Source organism: Enterococcus lactis (assembly GCF_015751045.1).
GTDB lineage: Bacteria > Bacillota > Bacilli > Lactobacillales > Enterococcaceae > Enterococcus_B > Enterococcus_B lactis.
In genome coordinates this window covers 38,780-60,210 of record NZ_BNJW01000020.1, presented here as the reverse complement: position 1 = coordinate 60,210, position 21,431 = coordinate 38,780, and the positions used below count along the sequence as shown (strand labels likewise).

The following is a 21,431-nucleotide window of genomic DNA, read 5'->3' as shown; positions in this document are numbered from 1 at the left end:
CAATTCAGTAGATGAATTTTTTATTCAATCTGTCGCATCTAAACGAAATAATATTCCTAGAAAATCACTGGATTATCGAACACCTTTGGAAGTATTTTTGAGTTACGTAAGTATTGATGATCTGTCTAACTTAATTTGACAATTAAGAAAAATAAAAAAAGAATAAAAGAATTTTTAGCGAATATAATATATACTAGGAAGAAAGAAAGGAGGAAATCTATTGTTTGAAAAACTTAGACAGTCTAAACTAATGTTTTGGTCGCTTGAATTATTGATCATAGCTGCACTAATCATGATTTCATCAGAAATAAATTTTATTTTTGAACCGATCGGGACATTTTTTTCCACGTTATTTGCACCCGTACTGATTGCAGGCTTTCTTTACTATTTGCTGAATCCTATCGTCAAGCTGCTGATGAAAGCAAAAATCAAAAGAATATGGGCTGTCGCAATTGTGCTGCTCCTTTTAGTTGCAGCAATTATTTGGATTTTACTCAGTGTCATTCCAAGTCTAGTACAGCAAATTTCCTCATTGGCATCCAATATGCCTGATTTTATCAAACAGGTCGAAAATTGGTTAAAAGAGGTTGCCGAATTGCCTGTGTTCAAGGAAGTTGATATCAATAAATATTTTGAACAATTAGATATTTCTTACGGGACGATCATCCAACAATTCCTTAGTGGCGTTTCCAACAGTTTAGGTTCGATCGTTGGAACGATTGCTTCGGCAACCGTAGTGATCATTACGGCACCCTTCATCTTGTTCTATATGTTGAAAGATGGCGAAAAACTAGTGCCAAACATCCAACAGTTTTTCCCAGAGAAAAGAAGAAATCAAATTGTGGAATTATTGGGACAGCTGAATAAAACATTAGCTAATTATATTAGTGGACAAGCAATTGAATGTCTATTCGTCGGCACTTTTACATTTTTAGGATATATGATCATCGGTGTAGATTATGCTTTCTTGTTTGGGGTCATTGCAGGATTGACGAACCTGATACCATATTTAGGACCTTATCTAGGGCTAGCACCTGCATTTTTAGTGACGATCTTCAACGATCCGATAAAAGCATTACTTTGTTGTTTAGTTGTACTAATCGTCCAACAGTTAGATGGAAACATCATTTATCCGAATGTAATTGGGAAATCACTGAAGATCCATCCATTAACGATTATTATCGTCCTTCTAGTAGCAGGAAACATTGCCGGATTGCTTGGTATCTTCTTAGGTGTTCCTTTTTATGCAATCTGCAAGACAATCATTTCCTATATAATCAAAATCATCAAGGAAGATAAACAAAATGAAAACAAGAAAAAAATTGCTACGACCTCGTAGATAGTTTTAGTACACTTGTTTTTATTGCAAAGAAAATTGCTTTGTGATACCATTTTAACGTGGCTATAGTGCCACGTTTTTTTCTATCGTAAACTAAAAATTAATTTTATAAGGAGAGAATGCGATTATGAATGCTGACCCTGAGAGTCAGTCGCTGTTAGCGCAGATTTTATTATTGATCGTTTTGACATTGATCAATGCTTTTTTAGCAGCTTCCGAAATTGCTGTTGTTTCGATCAATAAGAATCGAATCGAGCAAAAAGCTGATGAAGGAGATGTGAAATCTCAAAAGCTTTTAAAAATATTGCAGAATCCAAATAATTTCCTATCGACAATCCAAGTAGGAATCACTTTGGTCAACATTTTGTCTGGTGCGTCACTAGCGAATACTTTATCGGAACGGTTAGCTCCGGTATTAGGTGGCGGTACAGCAGCAAAAAATATTGCAAATATCATTGTGCTGGCTATTTTGACCTATGTATCGATTGTTTTTGGAGAATTGTACCCTAAACGTATTGCTTTAAATAAATCAGAAGAAGTCGCAAAGTTCACTTCAGGGCTGATACGCTTGATCGGCGTAGTAGCTAAGCCCTTTGTCTGGTTGCTTTCTGCTTCCACAAGTTTGTTGGCACGTATCACACCGATGACCTTTGATGATGAAGATTCAAAAATGACCAGAGATGAAATGCGTTATATGCTTGAAAACGAAGGCGTATTGAACAACGAAGAATTGGAAATGCTCCAAGGGGTTTTTTCTCTTGATACGAAAGTTGCCCGAGAAGTAATGGTCCCACGAACGGATGCATTTATGATTGATATCAATGACACTGTGGAAGAAAATGTGAATGAAGTTTTATCGGAAAACTATTCAAGAATTCCTGTCTATAATGAGGACAAAGATAAGGTAGTTGGAATCCTTCATACAAAGAATTTACTAAAAGCAGCCCATAAATTTGGCTTTGATCATTTAGATATCAAAAAAATCATGCAGGAGCCTTTATTCGTTCCTGAAACGGTCTTTATTGATGATCTATTATATGAAATGAAAAAGACACAGAATCAAATGGCTATTTTATTGGATGAATATGGCGGTGTCGTTGGTTTAGCAACATTAGAAGATCTTTTAGAAGAAATCGTCGGAGAAATCGATGATGAATCAGATGAAGTTGAGAATCTTTATGAAAAAATCGATGAACACGAATATATTATCCAAGGACGAATGCTGATTGATGAATTCAATGAAGCTTTTGACAGTGATTTGCATATGAGTGATGTAGACACGATGGCTGGTTATTTGATTACAGCATTAGGCATGATTCCGGATGAAGGAGAAAAGTTATCGTTTGATGTCGATAATATTACGCTGGTTTCTGAAGAAATGGAAGGTTCTCGAATCCTTAAAATCCGTGTCATTTTTCATGATCCGGAAGAAACAGAAGCGGAACCTGAAGAAGAACGCAGATACTTCAGAAAAGAATTCGAAGATGACGAACCAAGAAGATAATTGGAAACTTGGTTATAAAAGAAAGACGTGTTGCTTGAATAAACAAGCAACATGTCTTTTCTTTAGTCAGCTGACAAAAATATTTGACTCTTATGATTTGGTGGCTTTTTCATTCGCTGAATCCATGCTATACTGATTCAGTTGTAGTAGTTAACAGAGGTTGTAAAAAAGCTGTCCTGTATCAAGTAATAATAACAGCCAAGCAAAAACAGCTTCTCCTGTTTTTGGGTTGGTGGGGATTATTACCGATGCAAGCTTTTAAACACCGTTTACTCGGAAAAAGGGACGGCGACACGGCTTTTGTCACAGCCCTATATGAAATTGTCTTTCCTTAAGAGAACAGACAATCTGTCTAGAAAAAGATAAATAATTGAATGGAAGAAATGGAGTTAGGTTATGAATAATCCAGAATTAAAGCAGCAAGTGGACAATCGCAGAACATTTGCGATCATTTCCCATCCGGATGCGGGGAAAACAACGATTACAGAACAATTACTATTGTTTGGTGGAGCTATCCGTCAAGCTGGAACTGTAAAAGGAAAGAAAACAGGTAATTTTGCCAAATCAGACTGGATGGAAATCGAGAAACAACGTGGAATATCTGTCACTAGTTCTGTTATGCAGTTTGATTATCAAGGAAAACGAGTAAATATCTTGGACACGCCAGGACATGAAGATTTTTCTGAAGATACTTACCGTACTTTGATGGCCGTGGATAGTGCGGTCATGGTAATCGACAGTGCCAAAGGGATCGAAGCACAGACAAAGAAATTGTTTCAAGTGGTTAAAAAACGTGGCATCCCGATTTTTACTTTTATCAACAAACTAGATCGTGATGGTCGCGAACCATTAGAACTGTTAGAAGAATTAGAAGAGTTGTTAGATATCGAGTCTTATCCGATGAATTGGCCAATTGGTATGGGAAAAGGTTTAGAAGGTCTTTATGATATTTACCATAATCGTGTAGAGTTTTATCGTCCGGAAAATTATCAAGGAGAACGTTTAGTAGAATTGGATGAAGATGGTCTGCTTCCTGATAATCATCCTTTAACTGAAAATTCCTTATATGAACAAGTTTTAGAAGAAGTAGAACTACTTAAAGAAGCTGGAGATGCATTTAATCAAGAAAAAATTGCTCGTGGCGATCAGACACCAGTATTTTTTGGTTCTGCATTAACTAATTTCGGTGTACAGACTTTTTTAGAAACTTTCGTTGAATTAGCACCAGCTCCTTATGGGCATAAAACACAAGATGATCAGATGGTAAGCCCTTATGAAGAAGAATTTTCAGGTTTCGTATTCAAGATACAAGCAAATATGAACCCAGCCCATCGTGACCGAATCGCTTTTGTCCGAATCTGTTCTGGAACATTCGAGCGAGGAATGGATGTCTGGTTAGAACGTACAAATAAAAAATTGAAATTAAGCAATGTTACGCAATTTATGGCAGATTCGAGAGAGAATGTCGAAAAAGCAGTAGCAGGTGATATTATCGGTGTATATGATACTGGTAATTATCAGATTGGGGATACATTGTTCGAAGGCAAACTAAAAGTTGCTTATGAAGAACTTCCTTCATTTACTCCAGAGCTGTTCATGAAAGTGACTGCTAAAAATGTCATGAAACAAAAATCCTTCCATAAAGGAATCTATCAATTGGTTCAAGAAGGAGCGATTCAGCTTTATAAAACATATCTAACGGAAGAATATATCATTGGGGCTGTTGGTCAGCTGCAATTCGAAGTATTCCAATATCGTATGTTAAATGAGTACAATGCAGAAGTCATCATGTCTCCGATGGGGCACAAAATTGCTCGCTGGATTGATCCGGAAGATTTGGATGAGAAGATGAGTTCAAGCCGTAATATCTTAGCGCGTGATCGTTTTGATCAGCCGTTGTTCTTATTTGAAAACCAATTCGCAGAACGGTGGTTTGCGGATAAATATCCTAATGTAAAATTAAAAAGTTTGATGTAAAGAGGTTGTAAAAAAATTGCGTTGCATCAAGTAATAAGGAAAGCCAAACAAAAACAGCTTCTCCTGTTTTGGATTTGGTTGAATACCGTTTACCAAGAAACCATGAGTCTGCCACTCAGTTTCAAGTGCAAATAAAAATTTTGAAAATACATTCTTATACTTTGTTGATAGCCGTGACGGATTTTCCGTTACGGTTCTTTTTATCGTTTAAAACTATAAAAAATATCTAATCTAAAAAAATATAAAAATTACTTTGCGTACATACTATTAAAGAGAGGAGGATTTGTGAAATGGAAACAGAATGGCAAAGGCGTCAAAGAAAAAAACAGAAAAAAGCAGAAATGTTACGATTATGTCGATTGTTGGATGTAAAAGACTGGGACAAAAACGAGCAGATTGCACAAGAAGTGCGATCAATCATCCAGAAAGAAGAAAAAGTAAAAAATAAAGATACGAGTAGATCAAAAAATGAAAAGAGAAAGACACAAAAGAAGCGTAAAAAAATAAAGAGCCAGAAAGCAAAAGAAACAAATGAGGCGTGAATCGTCTCATTTGCTTCTTTAATTATGTTCAAAAAGTTGATTAAACGGCTAACGTCGCGCCTAATTCGTGTTTTGGAATAGAGATTTCAACAAGCCCGGCCAATTCGATTACTTTGATTTCATCCTCGTGGTAAACAGCATCTTTGATTTTATCCAAGAAATAATTTTTAGCTTCTTCGATTTCTTTCGGCTGGATTTTACGTTTATCATTGATTAACAAAATTTCATTATGTTCAGGGGCTTCAGTGTAGACAATAGTGGTATTTCCGGCTGTGTAGACTTTGACCAGATGGGCATCAGTGTTTTCAAGCTGGTTCAATACAAGACGGGAATGGCTGTTTGTTACATTTACCAATTTCATGGCGCTCACCTCTTTTATGTATTTTTAATTGCTTGTTTCTCTTATTATAATTTCTTTTTTATAAAATGAACAGTATTTTGACTTTTCTGAAAAAAGAGAGCGTGGGACAAAAGTAAATAACACTTTTGTCTCACGCTCTAAACACGTATAAACGGCGGAAGCAGAAGCAACTCCTTCTGAAATAAGCTGAAATTCACAAAAATTTGAAAAGCAATTTTCGTGAATTCCTTCTTATTTCTTGGAGTTAAACGCTTCTGTCCCAGCCTCTATATACATACTAGGTTTACTCAGCCGTTTCTTCGGTTGATTCTTTTGCTAAACGTTCTGGTTTAGAAGTCACGATGATTTTTCCATCCTTATCCAATTTTGCTTTCAGCTCGTGAATAGAAGGGTGGTCAAGGTAAAATTCAGCGATGCCATCTTCGATTTGTTCTTGGATTGTTCGTCGAAGGGGACGAGCACCCATGGATGGATCATAACCTAAGTCAACTAATTTTTCTTTGACATTCGTAGGAACTTCGATATGAAGTTGCTGTGCTGCCAGCATTTGATTGACATCGTCTAGCATCAGTGTAACGATGGTCATCAAGTTTTCTTTTGACAAAGCACTGAATTCGATGATTCCGTCAAAACGATTTAGAAACTCTGGTGTAAAGTAATTATTCAATTGATTTAATACCGAACGAGTAACACCTTCACGTGCCGCACCAAAGCCAACATTTGCTTCTACTTTACCAGTACCGGCATTACTTGTCATAATGATGATCGTATCTTTAAAGCTGACGGTTCTTCCTTGTGCGTCCGTCAATCGGCCATCATCTAAGATTTGCAAGAACATGTGCAAAACATCTGGATGAGCTTTTTCAACTTCATCTAATAAGACAAGACTGTAAGGATTTCTCCGAACTTTTTCTGTTAATTGACCAGCTTCTTCGTATCCAACATAACCTGGAGGAGAACCAATCAATTTAGAGACACTGTGTTTTTCCATATATTCAGACATATCGAAACGAATCATTGAATCTTGTGAACCGAATAATTCATAGGCAAGCTGTTTGGCAAGTTCTGTTTTACCTACACCGGTTGGTCCGACAAATAAGAAGGAGCCAATTGGACGATTCTGTTTGTTCAATCCAACACGGTTTCGGCGAATCGCTTTCGCTACACGGTCTACAGCGTTATCTTGACCAATGACATGAGCCTTCAAGTCATCTGCTAAGTTTTTCAATTGTGTCTGTTCTTTTTCTTTTAATTCACCCACTGGAATACCTGTTCGTTGTTCAACGATTTTTTCCATATCTTTTTCGGTGATGACAGGTGTTTCTTCTTCAGTGAGCTGGCGTTCTTTCATTTTTTGAAGTTTGTTGATCTGGTCACGGTAATAAGCCGCTTTTTCGAAATCTTCTTCTCGAGAAGCAAGAACTTTTTGTTCTTCCGCTTCTTGCAGTTTTTTCTCAATCGTTTTAGGATCAACGATTTGGATCGTTAAATTTTTCTTAGAACCTGTTTCATCTAGCAAATCGATGGCTTTATCCGGCAAGAAGCGATCTTGGACGTAACGATTGGATAAAGTTGCGGCTGCTTCGATGGCTTCATCAGTATATTTTACATGATGATAGTCTTCATAACGTTTTTGCAGTCCTTTCAAGATACTGATCGTTTCTTCGACAGTTGGTTCATCTACTCGTACCGGTTGCATACGACGCTCTAAGGCAGCATCTTTTTCGATGATGCGGTACTCGTTTAAGGTAGTAGCACCAACCATCTGCAATTCTCCTCGAGCTAAAGCAGGTTTTAAAATATTACCAGCATCCATGTTTCCGTCGCCTGCGGAACCAGCGCCGACGATTTCATGCACTTCATCTATAAATAGGATCACATTTTCTGCTTGACGAATTTCTTCAATCAATTTTTGCATACGTTCTTCAAATTGACCTCGTATACCAGTACCTTGGACTAAGGATACGACATCTAAACGAATGACTTCTTTGTCCATTAATTTTTGTGGGACATCGCCATCTACGATTTTTTGTGCTAACCCTTCAACAACTGCTGTTTTACCAACACCAGGTTCACCAATCAAGACAGGGTTGTTCTTAGTTCGGCGATTTAAAATTTCGATGACACGTTTGATTTCATCATCACGACCGATCACAGGGTCGATATCCCCTTGTCGAGCTTGTTCAGTGATGTTGATTCCGTATTCTCCTAGTAAACCTTCCGTATTTCCTTGAGGTGGTTGTCCACCATTGAAGTTGTTGTTTCCACCAAATTGTGTTGGCGGTGTTTGCTCATAGTTTCCTTGCTGTTGCATTTGGCGAGACATGGAACGGAAAAGATCGTCCAAACTGCCAAATCCAAATGGGTCGTTTTGGGCCATACTAGTTAGACCTCCATTTTGCTGATTTTTGATTTTTTGATAACAGCTCTGACAATAATCAAGTTGTGTCCGCTGACCATTGACAGTGGCATACAAGTGAATCGTTGCCTCATTCTTGCCGCAGTTTTGACAAAGCATGAATCATTCACGTCCTTTCACAAAAATGGGTACATCCATATTTTACATCTCGTTTTTCATGAGGTAAAAGAATAACCCCTATTTTTTAGGGATTTATGAGGTAGTAAAGGTAAAATGCCTATTGACCATTCCTGACCTTTGATTCTTATTATACTAAAAATCGAAAGGGAAGCAAGTAATTCGTTTCATATAAAAACAAAGAAGGTCAAAGGAAAGAATGATGAACGTCAGGAGAAGAGATAGCGACAAGAAAAAGAAAATAAACACGTTTGTTATAAAATGTGAAGAAAAGGATGAAAAAGAATCCGGAATAATTTGAATACTTTTATCTGAAATTGAATGAAAACTGTTGTATCTAACGAAAAAAAATGTTAATCTTTACAGATGAAAGGGTGACACTTGTTAGGATTCTCTGAATTACTAAAAAAGAAAACCCTCACATAAAAACAACACTCACTTAAAGGAGACCGATTAATATGGAAAAGAAAGAATTTCACGTAGTAGCAGAAACTGGGATCCACGCACGTCCAGCTACATTATTAGTACAAACAGCAAGCAAATTTAACTCTGATGTAAACTTAGAGTATAAAGGTAAATCAGTAAACTTGAAATCAATCATGGGCGTTATGTCTTTAGGTGTAGGTCAAGGTTCTGATGTTACTATCACTGCAGAAGGTGCTGACGAAGCTGACGCAATGGCAGCAATCGTTGAAACAATGAAGAAAGAAGGCTTATCTGAATAATGGTTGAAATGCTAAAAGGGATTGCCGCTAGTGACGGTGTAGCCGTTGCAAAAGCTTACCTGCTAGTTCAACCGGATTTAACATTCAGTAAGGCAACAGTAGAAGATACTGCGGCTGAAGAAGCTCGTTTGGATGCTGCATTAGCTAAATCTACTGAAGAATTGCAGCAAATTCGTGAAAAAGCAGCGCAAAGCTTAGGTGAAGCAGAAGCGCAAGTATTTGATGCCCATTTGATGGTTCTTTCAGATCCAGAAATGGTAGGTCAAATCAAGCAAAACATTAAAGACAACAGCGTAAATGCTGAATCAGCGCTAAAAGAAGTAACGGATATGTATATCGGTATGTTCGAAGCAATGGAAGACAATGCTTACATGCAAGAGCGTGCTGCAGATATTCGTGACGTTGCTAAACGTATTTTAGCGCACTTATTAGGCGTTACTTTACCAAATCCATCAATGATCAACGAAGAAGTGGTCGTTGTTGCACATGACTTGACTCCAAGTGATACAGCACAATTAGATCGCAATTTTGTAAAAGCGTTTGTAACAGATATTGGTGGACGTACTTCACATTCTGCTATCATGGCACGTTCTTTAGAAATCCCAGCGATTGTTGGGACAAAAGAAATCACTGCTAAAGTCAAAGAAGGCGATATGTTGGCTGTTAACGGGATCGAAGGCGATGTGATCATCGATCCTACAGAGGAACAAAAAGCTGAATTTGAAAAAGCAGGTGCGGATTACGCAGCACAAAAAGCAGAATGGGAAAAACTAAAAAATGCAGCAACTGTCACAGCTGACGGCAAGCATTTTGAATTAGCTGCAAACATCGGAACACCAAAAGATCTAGTTGGTGTTCATAACAATGGTGGAGAAGCAGTTGGTCTGTACCGTACTGAATTCCTATATATGGATTCTCCGGACTTCCCAACAGAAGATGACCAATACGAAGCTTACAAAGCTGTATTAGAAGGTATGGAAGGAAAACCAGTTGTTGTTCGTACAATGGACATCGGCGGGGATAAAGAACTACCATATCTGCAATTACCTCATGAAATGAATCCATTCTTAGGATATCGTGCATTACGTATCAGTTTATCTGAACAAGGTGACGAAATGTTCCGCACACAAATGCGTGCATTACTTCGTGCATCTGTTCATGGTAACTTACGTATCATGTTCCCTATGGTAGCTACGCTCAAAGAATTCCGCGCAGCAAAAGCGATCTTTGAAGAAGAAAAACAAAAATTGATCAGTGAAGGCAAGGAAGTATCTGATACAATCCAAGTCGGCATCATGATTGAGATTCCAGCAGCAGCAGTCTTAGCAGACAAGTTTGCAAAAGAAGTGGATTTCTTCTCCGTAGGTACGAACGATTTGATTCAATACACAATGGCAGCAGACCGTATGAATGAACGCGTTTCTTACTTGTACCAACCATATAACCCATCAATCTTACGTTTAATCAAAAATGTAATTGATGCAGCACACGCTGAAGGAAAATGGGCAGGTATGTGTGGAGAAATGGCTGGAGATCAAACCGCTGTTCCGTTGCTAGTAGGTATGGGTCTAGATGAGTTCTCAATGAGCGCGACATCTATTCTTAAAACACGTAGTTTAATGAAACGCTTGGACACAGCGAAAATGGCTGAACTTGCTGATCGTGCATTGAAAGAATGCGATACGATGGAAGAAGTCGTTGAACTTGTTCATGAATATGTAAAATAAACAACGTATCAAAAACTGGTGTAGCTTGTAAAAGAGCTACGCCAGCTTTTTTGTTTTCTGTTCTTTTTTAAGAAAACGTTTTTGTCAGCAAGATTAGACAAAAATAGGGCTTAAGTTTGAGTGACAGTTTGGAGGCTATGTTATACTATATAAATGAAGGGGGACGTAAGGTGAAGGTATTATTATATTTTGAAAGTGAAAAGATGCTTGCAAAATCTGGCATCGGGCGTGCGCTTGATCATCAAAAACGTGCTCTGACGGAAGTCGGTATCTCTTATACACTAGACGACAAAGATGATTATGACATCCTGCACATCAATACATACGGAATCAATAGTCATAATATGGTCAATAAAGCCAGAAGAGAAGGTAAAAAAGTTGTCTATCATGCGCATTCAACAGAGGAAGACTTCCGAAATTCCTTTATCGGATCGAACCAGCTTTCTCCTATTGTAAAAAAATATTTGGTTGGATTGTACCAAAAAGCGGACTATTTGATCACGCCAACACCTTATTCAAAACAGTTGTTGGAAAGCTATGGTATCCGTGTACCGATTCAAGCTATTTCCAATGGGATCGACCTAGAGAAATATCGCCCTGATCCAATGAAAGAACAAAAGTTCAGAGAGTATTTCAAACTATCTCCGGATCAAAAAGTAATCATTTGTGTCGGTTTGTTTTTCGAACGTAAAGGAATCATTGATTTCGTAGAAATTGCTAAGAAGATGCCCGACTATACATTCATTTGGTTTGGTCATGTTCCGATGTACTCGATTCCTCGAAACATTCGAAAAATTGTAAAAGAAGACCATCCTGAGAATGTTCTGTTTCCTGGATATATACGAGGGGAAATCATCGAAGGAGCATATTCAGGTGCAGATCTATTCTTTTTTCCTTCTTATGAAGAGACGGAAGGAATCGTTGTTTTAGAAGCTTTAGCAAGCAAGCAAAATGTACTTGTTCGAGATATTCCAGTGTATAATGGCTGGTTAGAAGATAGCAAGAACTGCTATATGGGGAAGACAAACGAAGCGTTTATCCAACTGATTCAACAGATTACCAATGAAGAGCTACCGAGTTTGACACAAGCCGGTTATCAAACAGCAAAAGAACGAAGTATCAATAAAATCGGTGAAGAACTAAAAAACGTATATGAAAGTGTGCTGAATGAAAAAGTCTCTAGCAAATTAAAAAAAGTACATCAGACAAAGGACTAGTTTGGAGGCGAAAAACATGAAAATCGGCTTTTTTACCGATACCTACTTTCCGCAAGTCAGCGGAGTGGCTACATCGATCAAAACATTAAAACAAGAATTAGAAAAACATGGGCATGAAGTCTATATCTTTACGACAACCGATCCGAATGCGGACAAGTTGGAAAAAGATGTGATTCGAATGCCAAGTGTACCGTTTATTTCTTTCAAGGATCGAAGAGTTGTTGTTAGAGGCATGTGGTATGCTTATTTGGTTGCCAAAGAACTAGAATTAGATCTGATCCATACCCATACAGAATTCGGAGCAGGAATACTCGGGAAGATGGTAGCTAAGAAGTTGAAATTACCCCTGATCCATACTTACCATACGATGTATGAAGATTACCTTCATTATATCGGTAAAGGAAAAGTGATCAGGCAATCCCATGTAAAATACTTATCCAGATTATTTGCCAATCATACGACAGGTGTAGTCTGTCCAAGTGAACGTGTTATTGATACATTACGTAGCTATGGTGTAGTAGCACCGCTTCGTGTGATTCCTACTGGTATCGACATTGAGAAGTTCAAACGTTCTGATATCACTCAGGAGGATATCAACAAGTTAAGGGAGTCGTTAGGACTTCAGGAAAATCATCTGATGATTCTTTCTTTAAGCAGGATTTCTTATGAGAAAAATATCCAAGCATTGGTTAACGGATTTCCTCAGGTTATCTCGGCTTACCCTAATGCCAGATTAGTTATTGTAGGAAAAGGTCCTTATGTAGAAGAGTTAGAGGAATTGATTTCCGAACTGCAGTTAGAAGAATTTGTGCAGTTCACAGGAGAAGTGGACAATAATGATGTAGCCCTTTATTATAAAGCGGCAGATTATTTTGTCAGTGCTTCTACTTCAGAGACACAAGGGCTTACTTATACCGAAGCGATGGCAGCCGGCACGCCTTGTGTCGTAGAAGGAAATGCTTATTTGAACCGATTGTTCGATCATCCTTCATTAGGGAAAACTTTTGAAACCGATGAAGACTTTGCACCCGCACTTATTGATTATATTTCCAGTGAAGTCCCTAGAGATTCGAAGGTTTTAGAAGCCAAACTTTATGACATTTCGTCTACTCATTTCGGCGAAGCCATGATCGAATTTTATCAAGATATGGTTGTTTACCATGAAGAAGAGATGCGAAGAAAAGAAGAAGAAGATTCGATTGAACGAATCAAAATCAAATTAAATTCATTTAAAAGATAAAATTCAAACATTTTTTATAAAAAAATCCTTGTTTCTAGCGTATACTAGCATAGAAGCAAGGATTTTTGATTTTTAGGAGGTCGAAAGAATGAAACTAGGTTTTATCGGAACAGGCGTTATGGGAAGTGCTGTTGTACGCCATCTACTAGAAGCAGGTCACGAAGTCGCTGTTTATAATCGGACAAAAGCAAAAGCTGATCCTTTAGTAACAGAAGGAGCTGTCTGGGCGGATACACCAAAGGCTGTAGCAGAACAAAGCAATATTCTGTTCACAATGGTAGGTTATCCTAAAGATGTAGAAGAAATCTACTATGGAGAATCGGAGATTTTTTCTGCAGATGTCTCAGGACGTATTTTAGTTGATTTGACTACAAGTACACCAACTCTGGCAGAAAAAATTGCAAAAACAGCAAAAGAAAAAGGTGCAGATGCGTTAGATGCACCGGTGTCAGGCGGTGACTTAGGAGCAAAGAATGGCACACTGACAATCATGGTAGGTGGAGAAGAATCGGTCTATGATCAAGTACTTCCTTTATTCAAGGAATTTGGTACGACATTTACATTGCATGGCTCTGCTGGGAAAGGTCAGCATACGAAAATGGCCAATCAAATCATGATCGCAGGCACGATGACAGGAATGACGGAAATGCTTGTCTATGCACAAAAAAACGGTCTCGATTTAGAAAAAGTGATTGAGACACTTTCGGGAGGAAGTGCAGCTAACTGGTCTTTAAGTAATTATTCCCCACGTATCTTGAAAGAAGACTACACGCCTGGTTTTTTTGTCAAACATTTTATCAAAGATTTAAAGATTGCATTAGAAGAAGCAGAAAAAATGAACCTTGTATTGCCAGCAACCATCCAAGCATTGAAACTATATGAAGAGTTGGCAGATAAAGGTTTTGAGAATGACGGAACACAAGCGTTGATCAAACTTTGGTGGCCTGAAGGGAAAATACCAGAAAAAAAATCATAAAAAACGAGTTTTTTTAGAGAAAATCAATGCAAGTAGGCTATGCTTTTGATACAATATAACAGAAATAAGAAAAGGAGGACCTCCGATGACACATTCACAATTAGTCGCAATCATAAAACGACTGGAGGCTATGGTCGAGTCAGCAGATAATGAACTGCAAGTTCGCCGTTTTGAAAAAGAAGGCGTAGAAAAGTGTACAGTAACTTATGATAAAGCGACCGATACGTTTGAATTAACTGAAACAGATACTCATCAGCAATACGAATTCGATAATATCGATATCGTAGCGATGGAAATCTATGACTTAATCCAATAAATTTTAGGATAATTGACATTTGAAGTTGAAGATGCCTAAAAGAAGCCGAGAAGCAGCTAATTTAGTTGCTTTTCAGCTTCTTTTTTGTTTAATTGTTCCATTTCGATCTGTTCCTTTCCTAATTTTTTGCGGTAACTAATCAAAATTTGTACAGGATCGATTTCTTCTTTTGATAATTGGCGTTTCAAAGATAAATGAGCTTCTTTTTTTTCATAATAAAAGTCAGGTGGATTGTCCCCAGAAGCAATCATTGTTTCTGCAAGCTGTCCGTAACAAATAAGGTAGTGCTTTTTCTGACTTTCATCCGCTGCCAGTGGCATGCTGAATGTGAGGGATGGTGTTCTTAAAAACTGCTTTTGTTCTTGGATCCGTCTGATGAAATAAGTAACTAATTCGATATCTTTTTGAAGCATGCCAGCTTTTTCGAAATTCAGCTGATAGATGAAATGTTGTTGTCTCTTTTTCAAGTAAGTCAGCAGTTTTTTATTGCGACCCTGAAACAGTCCTTGGATCTCCTTCTTTTTCTGTTCAAAAGTCATTTCCTGTAAGTCAGGAAGCTGGACTCGCAAAGCTAATAAGCTGATTTCAGACAACCAAGGCATTTGATACGTTTCTTCCATTATACGCAAAATAGACGGCATTTTTTTATAGAGACGAAAAGGCCCGTATGTTCGAGCCGTAGGAGTATCTGTTAATACAAATCCCTTATTGGAAATATGTACATAATTGTAGTTACTGAAATAATTCATTTGTCGGTTATAAAAAGGACGGTAATGTTGGATCAGTTGACACTCAAGCAACAAAGCATCTAATTCTGTATCTACTACGACGAAATCAAAATCTGTTATATGATGAATCATACGTAATACTTTTTTTGAATGCTGTTTATTCTGATGAAAATAGCTGCTTACTCTATTTTTGAGCCGTTTTGCTTTACCAACATAGATGACCATCCCTTCTTGGTTTTTCATAAGATAGACACCCGGCAGCATGGGGAGATTTTTTATTTTTTCTTTTAACATAGGGTCTCCTTTCACGCTTTGAATAAAAAGACTATAACAAATTTTGAAATAATGGACAAGTTTTAGGAAATTGGATCATTCTATCAACAAGAAATACTTTGATAATCAAAATATGTCAGTATAATAGTTTTTCTAATAAAGTAAATAAAAAATGCTGATCTATCAGTTTTTTTAAATGAGTAAAATCTTAAAATAAACTCATATAGCAAAAAAATGAACTTTTACGGTTGCATTTTGAAAAAAGTTAAGATATAGTTTGAACATCAAAAGATTTGATAATCAAACTAATTAGTGGACGGTGGAACATGGAACCAGATTTAAAAACAGTAAATGATTATCTTGTTAGTGTCTTCAATGATATTTTGACAATCGAAGAGTCTGAGTTGAAAAAATCTCAATTCAAAGATCTGTCAATCACAGAGATGCACACGATCGAGGCAATCGGGATGTACAAGAAAAAAACAACTTCAGAAGTAGCCAAAGAACTATCAATTACTGTTGGGACCTTGACCACTGCTATTAACAAGTTAGTAAAAAAAGGCTATGTCGAACGTATCCGCAGTGAAGATGACCGTCGTGTTGTAAAGTTGGGACTAACGAAAAAAGGAAAGTTACTGTTTCGGGTCCATCAGCATTTTCATCGTGAAATGGTCAAGAACATCTTAGAAGGAATGGCTACGGAAGAACAGCATGCCTTGCTGGATGCACTGAAAAACTTGCATGACTTCTTGCAAGACTATAAGTGAGGATATTTAATGGAACAATTTGGAATGATTACTGCAACAGCCAGCGTCCTTCCTGAAAAGATCATTACGAATAATGATCTTTCCAAGATGATGGATACCTCGGATGAATGGATTTCATCAAGGACGGGTATTCGTGAACGAAGATGTGTAACAAATCAGGAGACATCTGATTTATGCATCTTAGTGGCGGAAAAATTGATGCAACAAAAAAAGCTGAACCCTAAAGATTTGGATTTTATCTTAGTAGCAACAATGTCGCCCGATTACACGACACCATCTGTAGCAGCACAAGTACAAGGAAAATTGGGAGCAGCTAATGCTATTGCTTTCGATATCAGCGCGGCATGCTCAGGATTTGTTTATGCGTTAAGCATGGCTGAAAAAATGATCCGCTGCGGCTCAACTAAAGGATTGGTAATTGGTGGTGAAACACTGTCTAAGCTAATCGATTGGTCTGATCGCACGACTGCTGTATTATTTGGTGATGGAGCAGGCGGGGTTCTCTTAGAAGCAAACCCACAAAAAAAATTGCTGAAAGAAAAATTAGCAACTGATGGTACCAGAAGTACCTCACTGACTGCTGGCTACCAGCAAAATAAAAACCCGTTCTATTCAGAAGATTCAGAAGGTTCGTATTATTTGCGAATGACCGGCAGAGATATTTTTGATTTCGCCGTTCGAGATGTTGCAAACAATATCCAAGAAGTTATGATAGACACGCCAGTTGATTATCTGCTTTTGCATCAGGCAAATCTCAGGATCATTGAGAAAATCGCCCGAAAAGTAAAGATGCCGCAAGAAAAATTCCTGACCAATATGGATAAGTACGGGAATACCTCTGCTGCAAGTATCCCTATTTTATTGGATGAAGCAGTTTCTAGCGGAAAGATCACCTTGGGAAAACAACAGAAAGTAATATTTACAGGCTATGGCGGAGGTTTAACGTGGGGAAGTATCCTCATGGAGCTGTAAACTGTTAAATTATAAAAATAAAAAAGCAAACAATATCGGAGGAATATATTATTATGGTATTCGAAAAAATTCAAGAAATCATTGCAGAAGAATTAGGAAAAGAAACTGAAGAAATCAAATTGACTACTGACATCCAAGAAGACTTAGAAGCTGACAGCTTGGATTTATTCCAAATCATCAATGAAATTGAAGATGAATTTGATGTAAAAATCGAAACAGAAGACGGAATCAAAACGGTTCAAGATTTAGTGACTTACGTAGAAAAACAAACTGCATAATCATTAAAATTAGGTTGGGGGCTGGGACATTTCCTGAAATAGGGATGTCTCGGCCTTTTTGAATAAGAAGAATCAAACATATATTCTGGATATATTGGAGAAAAACATGAAAACAGCATTCTTATTTAGTGGCCAAGGTGCACAATATCAAGGTATGGGAAAAGATTTATATGAAGAAGCCGTTGTAAAGCAGACATTTGATGAAGCAAGTGAGATTCTCGGCTACTATATGGCCGACCTCTGCTTTTCAGAAAATGAACGTTTGGATCAGACACAATATACACAGCCAGCTATTCTAACAGTCAGCATTGCGTATTATCGCTTATTGAAGGAGCATGGAATCGTCCCAGATGCAGCTTTAGGACTGAGTTTAGGAGAATATTCGGCATTAGTAGCCAGTGATGCGTTATCCTTCACTGAAGCCGTTGCACTAGTAGCGAAGAGAGGCGCTTATATGACGGAAGCTGCCCCAGCTGGAAGCGGAAAAATGGTCGCAGTAATGAATGCACCGATTGAGACGATTGAGGAAAGCTGTCATGAAGCAAGCAAGTACGGCATCGTGTCTCCTGCTAATTACAATACACCTCAGCAGATCGTGATCGGTGGCGAAGAAAAAGCCGTAGATGAAGCTGTTTTGCTCTTAAAAGAAAAAGGAATCAAAAGGATGATCCCACTAAATGTCAGTGGACCTTTCCATACAGCTATTTTAGCACCAGCATCAAAAAAACTGGCGAAGGATCTAAGTCATATTCAATTTTCTGACCCTTCTTTTCCAGTCATCAGCAACACAACAACGGAAATAATGAAGAAAGAGACGATAGCGGGACTACTTGAACAGCAAGTCATGCAACCTGTTCGTTTCTACGAGAGTATCCATAAATTAAAAACAATCGGTATCGAGCAAGTCATTGAAGTCGGTCCCGGAAAAGTATTAAGCGGATTTATGAAAAAAATTGATAAAACGATACCAGTTCTGCGTGTTGAGAATAAGCAGACATTTGATGAAACAATAGCAAAATTATAAGGAGGAAGGTTATGGATGTAAAAGGGAAAAATGTATTTATCACAGGTAGCACAAGAGGAATTGGCAAAGCGATGGCCTTAGCTTTTGCAAAAGCTGGAGCAAATATTATTTTGAATGGGCGCGGAGAGATTCCAAAAGAAAAGATAGAAGAAATTGAAGCATTCGGTGTAAAATGCGTAGGAGTTTCCGGCGATATCTCTGATTATGAGAAAGCAGGACAAATGATCAAAGAAGCAGAAGAAAAGCTTGGATCGATCCATATCTTAGTAAACAATGCCGGAATCACAAATGACAAACTTGTGATGCGGATGGATGCAGAAGATTTCAAAAAATGTCTGGATATCAATTTGATCGGTACCTTCAATATGACGCAGCACGTTTTGAAAAAAATGATGAAACAGCGAGAAGGGGCCATCATCAATCTCTCTAGTGTATCTGGATTGATTGGAAATATCGGACAAGCAAATTATGCAGCTAGCAAAGCTGGTGTCGTAGGATTGACAAAATCGGTTGCACGAGAAGCTGCGACTAGAGGTATCACATGCAACACCATTGCACCAGGATTCATCACAACTGATATGACGGAAGTTTTAGCAGATAAAGTCAAGGAGCAAGCGGAAAAGCAAATTCCAATGCAACGTTTCGGACAAGTAGAAGATGTTGCACAAACAGCAGTTTTCTTAGCACAAAATCCATATATCACCGGCCAAGTCATCAATGTCGATGGCGGATTGGTCATGCACGGATAAGAAAAGGAGAGCAAATAAATGAATCGAGTGGTAATTACTGGCTATGGAGTCACTTCACCTATTGGAAATGACGCAGACAGCTTTTTGAATAGCTTAAAAGAGGGTACGAATGGCATCGCACCGATCACTAAATTTGATGCTTCAGAAACAGGGATTACCTTAGCGGGTGAAGTCAAAGATTTCCCTTACGATAAATATTTTATTAAAAAAGATAGCAAACGAATGGATATGTTTTCGATCTATGGGATCTACGCTGCTTTAGAAGCAATGGAGATAAGCGGTTTAGATAAAGAAAAAATGAATCAAGACCGGTTTGGTGTCATCATCGGATCAGGAATCGGTGGTCTTCCGACAATCGAAAATCAAGTTATCCGTCTGCATGAAAAAGGCGCAAAACGAGTTTCTCCAATGTTCGTGCCAATGGCGATTGCCAACATGGCAGCTGGAAATATTGCTTTACGAGTAGGCGCAAAAGGTATCTGTACAGCTATCGTAACAGCTTGTGCTAGCGGAACGAATTCAATCGGTGAAGCATTCCGTAACATCAAACATGGCTATTCAGATGTCATTCTTGCTGGAGGAACAGAAGCAACGATTTGTGAGATGGGGATTGCTGGATTTGCAGCTTTAACTGCACTTTCGGAATCAACTGATCCTAATCGTGGTTCGATCCCGTTTGATGAAAATCGAAATGGTTTTGTGATGGGGGAAGGAGCAGGTGTTCTAGTTCTTGAATCTTTAGAGCATGCACAAGCTCGCGGTGCCAAAATCTATGGAGAAATCGTTGGATACGGTTCAAATTGTGATGCTTACCATATGACAGCCCCTACTCCAGATGGTTCTGGTGCGTCTAAAGCAATGAAGCTTGCGATGGAAGAAGCTGGTATACAGCCGGCGCAAGTTGGATATATCAATGCGCACGGAACGAGTACGCCAGCTAATGACCAGGCAGAAGCAAAAGCAATCCAACTCGCACTAGGTGAAAATTTCAGAGATACTTATGTCAGCAGTACGAAATCAATGACTGGACATTTATTGGGAGCAGCCGGCGGGATCGAAGCATTAGCCACTCTGATGGCATTGGAACATCAATTTATCCCACCTACGATCAATGTAGAAAAACAAGATCCTGAGATTGATTTGACAGTTGTCAAAAACGAAAGCAAACCTGCAAGCTTTACTTATGCAATGAGCAATTCATTAGGGTTTGGCGGACATAATGCGGTTCTTTGTATGAAACGCTGGGAGGAATAATTTTGGATATCAATGAAATTAGAGAATTAGTTAGTCAATTTGATCAATCTTCGCTAACGGAATTTGACTTGCGTGAAGGTCAATTTGAATTGTACATGAATAAAAATAAAACAAGTCGAGGCATGAATATGGTTCAAACAAACGAAACGTTGCCAGTTTCGGAGCCAGTTAACGCCATGCCTGAACAAGCAACAACTGTTCCAGAACCAACGAAGGAAAAAGAATCGGTAGTATTTGATGGAATCGAGGTTGTTTCGCCAATCGTGGGAATCGTTTATCTGCAACCGGCACCAGACAAATCAGCTTTCAAAAAAGAAGGTGATCAAGTTGCCAAAGGAGAAGTTATCTGCATTATTGAAGCGATGAAACTAATGAATGAGATAACTAGTGAGGCCGATGGAGTAATCACAGAAATCCTTGTAGAAAACGAGTCAGTTGTTGAATATGGGCAGCCACTCTTTAGGATCCAGCCAAAATAAGCAAAGCAGGAAAGAGGGAAATAAATGAACATACAAGAAATCAAAGAAATTATTCCGCATCGTTATCCAATGCTTTTGATTGATCGAGTGGAAGAGATGGTTGAAGGAGAACGGATCATTGCTAAGAAAAATGTAACGATCAACGAGCCCTTTTTTCAAGGACATTTTCCAGAAGAGCCTGTTATGCCAGGGGTACTGATTGTTGAAGCAATGGCGCAAGCAGGAGCAGTCGCATTACTTTCTCTTGAACAGTTCAAGGGTAAAACGGCTTACTTCGGCGGATTAGACAAAGCAAAATTCCGTAAGAAAGTTACACCGGGCGATACCTTATATCTTGAAGTTGAGATATTGAAAGTGAAAGCCTCAGCCGGAATAGGCAAAGGAATCGCTAAGGTTGACGGTAAAAAAGTAGCCGAAGCGGAATTAACCTTTATGATTGGATAGGTG

21 protein-coding genes and 1 pseudogene are annotated in these 21,431 nt (G+C 38.3%); 19 read left to right on the top strand and 3 right to left on the bottom strand.

From position 1 onward, the window contains the following. The 5 genes and pseudogenes from KFO35_RS10855 to KFO35_RS10835 all read left to right on the top strand — a co-directional run. Positions 1 to 139, top strand: a pseudogene (locus KFO35_RS10855) (IS30 family transposase); the annotation flags it as partial. A gap of 81 nt (positions 140 to 220) precedes the next feature. Next, on the top strand, positions 221 to 1,339 hold the full coding sequence (locus tag KFO35_RS10850) for an AI-2E family transporter (RefSeq protein ID WP_002315297.1): 1,119 nt from the start codon (positions 221 to 223) through the stop codon (positions 1,337 to 1,339). Between the two features lie 127 nt (positions 1,340 to 1,466). Then, positions 1,467 to 2,843, top strand: a complete 1,377-nt coding sequence (locus KFO35_RS10845) for a hemolysin family protein (RefSeq protein WP_002315296.1) — start codon at positions 1,467 to 1,469, stop codon at positions 2,841 to 2,843. 396 nt (positions 2,844 to 3,239) lie between these two features. After that, positions 3,240 to 4,820 carry a peptide chain release factor 3 gene (locus tag KFO35_RS10840; RefSeq protein ID WP_002343012.1) on the top strand — a complete coding sequence of 527 codons (1,581 nt, stop codon included), beginning with the start codon at positions 3,240 to 3,242 and terminating at the stop codon, positions 4,818 to 4,820. 290 nt (positions 4,821 to 5,110) lie between these two features. After that, complete coding sequence (locus tag KFO35_RS10835) at positions 5,111 to 5,362, top strand: hypothetical protein (protein ID WP_002315293.1); 252 nt, start codon at positions 5,111 to 5,113, stop codon at positions 5,360 to 5,362. Positions 5,363 to 5,402: 40 nt separating this feature from the next. Here KFO35_RS10835 and KFO35_RS10830 read toward each other — a convergent pair whose 3' ends face one another. Both KFO35_RS10830 and KFO35_RS10825 read right to left on the bottom strand, forming a co-directional pair. Next, positions 5,403 to 5,723: a DUF1827 family protein gene (locus KFO35_RS10830; protein WP_002315292.1), complete on the bottom strand. Its 321-nt coding sequence runs from the start codon at positions 5,721 to 5,723 to the stop codon at positions 5,403 to 5,405. A gap of 283 nt (positions 5,724 to 6,006) precedes the next feature. Then, complete coding sequence (locus KFO35_RS10825; RefSeq protein WP_002315291.1) at positions 6,007 to 8,241, bottom strand: ATP-dependent Clp protease ATP-binding subunit; 2,235 nt, start codon at positions 8,239 to 8,241, stop codon at positions 6,007 to 6,009. A 476-nt stretch (positions 8,242 to 8,717) separates the two neighbouring features. Between KFO35_RS10825 and KFO35_RS10820 the strand changes: the two genes are divergently transcribed. The 6 genes from KFO35_RS10820 to KFO35_RS10795 all read left to right on the top strand — a co-directional run bounded on the left by KFO35_RS10820 (position 8,718) and on the right by KFO35_RS10795 (position 14,460). Then, positions 8,718 to 8,984: a phosphocarrier protein HPr gene (locus KFO35_RS10820; RefSeq protein WP_002287602.1), complete on the top strand. Its 267-nt coding sequence runs from the start codon at positions 8,718 to 8,720 to the stop codon at positions 8,982 to 8,984. After that, a complete protein-coding gene (gene ptsP, locus KFO35_RS10815; RefSeq protein ID WP_002315290.1) occupies positions 8,984 to 10,711 on the top strand; it encodes a phosphoenolpyruvate--protein phosphotransferase in 1,728 nt (575 codons plus the stop codon). The genes KFO35_RS10820 and ptsP overlap by 1 nt, the downstream gene beginning before the upstream one ends. A 170-nt stretch (positions 10,712 to 10,881) precedes the next feature. Then, positions 10,882 to 11,928, top strand: coding sequence for an LTA glycolipid anchor biosynthesis glycosyltransferase, IagA/BgsA family (locus tag KFO35_RS10810; RefSeq protein ID WP_002315289.1), 1,047 nt, complete (start codon positions 10,882 to 10,884; stop codon positions 11,926 to 11,928). A gap of 16 nt (positions 11,929 to 11,944) precedes the next feature. Then, entirely contained in the window at positions 11,945 to 13,168 is a 1,224-nt protein-coding gene (locus tag KFO35_RS10805) for a glycosyltransferase family 4 protein (RefSeq protein WP_024635878.1), read from the top strand. An 88-nt stretch (positions 13,169 to 13,256) separates the two neighbouring features. Further along, positions 13,257 to 14,144: an NAD(P)-dependent oxidoreductase gene (locus KFO35_RS10800; RefSeq protein WP_156272311.1), complete on the top strand. Its 888-nt coding sequence runs from the start codon at positions 13,257 to 13,259 to the stop codon at positions 14,142 to 14,144. Between the two features lie 85 nt (positions 14,145 to 14,229). Further along, a complete protein-coding gene (locus KFO35_RS10795; protein ID WP_002287607.1) occupies positions 14,230 to 14,460 on the top strand; it encodes a YkuJ family protein in 231 nt (76 codons plus the stop codon). Positions 14,461 to 14,516: 56 nt separating this feature from the next. Here the strand turns inward: KFO35_RS10795 and KFO35_RS10790 are convergent, their stop codons facing one another. Next, positions 14,517 to 15,482 carry a GIY-YIG nuclease family protein gene (locus KFO35_RS10790; RefSeq protein WP_025477264.1) on the bottom strand — a complete coding sequence of 322 codons (966 nt, stop codon included), beginning with the start codon at positions 15,480 to 15,482 and terminating at the stop codon, positions 14,517 to 14,519. A 305-nt stretch (positions 15,483 to 15,787) separates the two neighbouring features. Here KFO35_RS10790 and fabT point away from each other — a divergent pair, with 305 nt between their 5' ends. The 8 genes from fabT to fabZ all read left to right on the top strand — a co-directional run bounded on the left by fabT (position 15,788) and on the right by fabZ (position 21,428). Then, positions 15,788 to 16,228, top strand: a complete 441-nt coding sequence (gene fabT, locus KFO35_RS10785) for a fatty acid biosynthesis transcriptional regulator FabT (protein WP_002310362.1) — start codon at positions 15,788 to 15,790, stop codon at positions 16,226 to 16,228. A 9-nt stretch (positions 16,229 to 16,237) separates the two neighbouring features. Next, positions 16,238 to 17,200: a beta-ketoacyl-ACP synthase III gene (locus KFO35_RS10780; RefSeq protein ID WP_002315285.1), complete on the top strand. Its 963-nt coding sequence runs from the start codon at positions 16,238 to 16,240 to the stop codon at positions 17,198 to 17,200. Between the two features lie 53 nt (positions 17,201 to 17,253). Then, a complete protein-coding gene (locus KFO35_RS10775; RefSeq protein WP_002287614.1) occupies positions 17,254 to 17,478 on the top strand; it encodes an acyl carrier protein in 225 nt (74 codons plus the stop codon). A 106-nt stretch (positions 17,479 to 17,584) separates the two neighbouring features. Continuing rightward, positions 17,585 to 18,502 (top strand): ACP S-malonyltransferase, encoded by a 918-nt coding sequence (fabD, locus tag KFO35_RS10770; RefSeq protein ID WP_002315284.1) that lies wholly within the window; start codon positions 17,585 to 17,587, stop codon positions 18,500 to 18,502. An 11-nt stretch (positions 18,503 to 18,513) separates the two neighbouring features. Further along, a complete protein-coding gene (gene fabG / locus KFO35_RS10765; RefSeq protein WP_002315283.1) occupies positions 18,514 to 19,251 on the top strand; it encodes a 3-oxoacyl-[acyl-carrier-protein] reductase in 738 nt (245 codons plus the stop codon). A gap of 18 nt (positions 19,252 to 19,269) precedes the next feature. After that, positions 19,270 to 20,505 carry a beta-ketoacyl-ACP synthase II gene (gene fabF, locus KFO35_RS10760; protein ID WP_002315282.1) on the top strand — a complete coding sequence of 412 codons (1,236 nt, stop codon included), beginning with the start codon at positions 19,270 to 19,272 and terminating at the stop codon, positions 20,503 to 20,505. A 2-nt stretch (positions 20,506 to 20,507) separates the two neighbouring features. Beyond that, positions 20,508 to 20,984 carry an acetyl-CoA carboxylase biotin carboxyl carrier protein gene (gene accB, locus KFO35_RS10755; protein ID WP_002315281.1) on the top strand — a complete coding sequence of 159 codons (477 nt, stop codon included), beginning with the start codon at positions 20,508 to 20,510 and terminating at the stop codon, positions 20,982 to 20,984. Positions 20,985 to 21,008: 24 nt separating this feature from the next. Further along, positions 21,009 to 21,428: a 3-hydroxyacyl-ACP dehydratase FabZ gene (gene fabZ, locus KFO35_RS10750; protein WP_002310367.1), complete on the top strand. Its 420-nt coding sequence runs from the start codon at positions 21,009 to 21,011 to the stop codon at positions 21,426 to 21,428. The last annotated feature ends 3 nt before the right edge of the window (positions 21,429 to 21,431 follow it).

Excerpts from the sequence above, each read along its gene's own strand:
- KFO35_RS10805 (WP_024635878.1), top strand. The coding sequence starts at position 11,945 with ATGAAAATCGGCTTTTTTACCGATACCTACTTTCCGCAAGTCAGCGGA.
- KFO35_RS10780 (WP_002315285.1), top strand. The coding sequence starts at position 16,238 with ATGGAACAATTTGGAATGATTACTGCAACAGCCAGCGTCCTTCCTGAA.
- fabF (WP_002315282.1), top strand. The coding sequence starts at position 19,270 with ATGAATCGAGTGGTAATTACTGGCTATGGAGTCACTTCACCTATTGGA.
- KFO35_RS10800 (WP_156272311.1), top strand. The coding sequence starts at position 13,257 with ATGAAACTAGGTTTTATCGGAACAGGCGTTATGGGAAGTGCTGTTGTA.
- KFO35_RS10820 (WP_002287602.1), top strand. The coding sequence starts at position 8,718 with ATGGAAAAGAAAGAATTTCACGTAGTAGCAGAAACTGGGATCCACGCA.
- fabG (WP_002315283.1), top strand. The coding sequence starts at position 18,514 with ATGGATGTAAAAGGGAAAAATGTATTTATCACAGGTAGCACAAGAGGA.
- KFO35_RS10830 (WP_002315292.1), bottom strand. The coding sequence starts at position 5,723 with ATGAAATTGGTAAATGTAACAAACAGCCATTCCCGTCTTGTATTGAAC.
- KFO35_RS10835 (WP_002315293.1), top strand. The coding sequence starts at position 5,111 with ATGGAAACAGAATGGCAAAGGCGTCAAAGAAAAAAACAGAAAAAAGCA.
- ptsP (WP_002315290.1), top strand. The coding sequence starts at position 8,984 with ATGGTTGAAATGCTAAAAGGGATTGCCGCTAGTGACGGTGTAGCCGTT.
- KFO35_RS10775 (WP_002287614.1), top strand. The coding sequence starts at position 17,254 with ATGGTATTCGAAAAAATTCAAGAAATCATTGCAGAAGAATTAGGAAAA.
- fabZ (WP_002310367.1), top strand. The coding sequence starts at position 21,009 with ATGAACATACAAGAAATCAAAGAAATTATTCCGCATCGTTATCCAATG.
- KFO35_RS10790 (WP_025477264.1), bottom strand. The coding sequence starts at position 15,482 with ATGTTAAAAGAAAAAATAAAAAATCTCCCCATGCTGCCGGGTGTCTAT.
- fabT (WP_002310362.1), top strand. The coding sequence starts at position 15,788 with ATGGAACCAGATTTAAAAACAGTAAATGATTATCTTGTTAGTGTCTTC.
- KFO35_RS10795 (WP_002287607.1), top strand. The coding sequence starts at position 14,230 with ATGACACATTCACAATTAGTCGCAATCATAAAACGACTGGAGGCTATG.
- KFO35_RS10840 (WP_002343012.1), top strand. The coding sequence starts at position 3,240 with ATGAATAATCCAGAATTAAAGCAGCAAGTGGACAATCGCAGAACATTT.
- KFO35_RS10845 (WP_002315296.1), top strand. The coding sequence starts at position 1,467 with ATGAATGCTGACCCTGAGAGTCAGTCGCTGTTAGCGCAGATTTTATTA.
- KFO35_RS10825 (WP_002315291.1), bottom strand. The coding sequence starts at position 8,241 with ATGCTTTGTCAAAACTGCGGCAAGAATGAGGCAACGATTCACTTGTAT.
- fabD (WP_002315284.1), top strand. The coding sequence starts at position 17,585 with ATGAAAACAGCATTCTTATTTAGTGGCCAAGGTGCACAATATCAAGGT.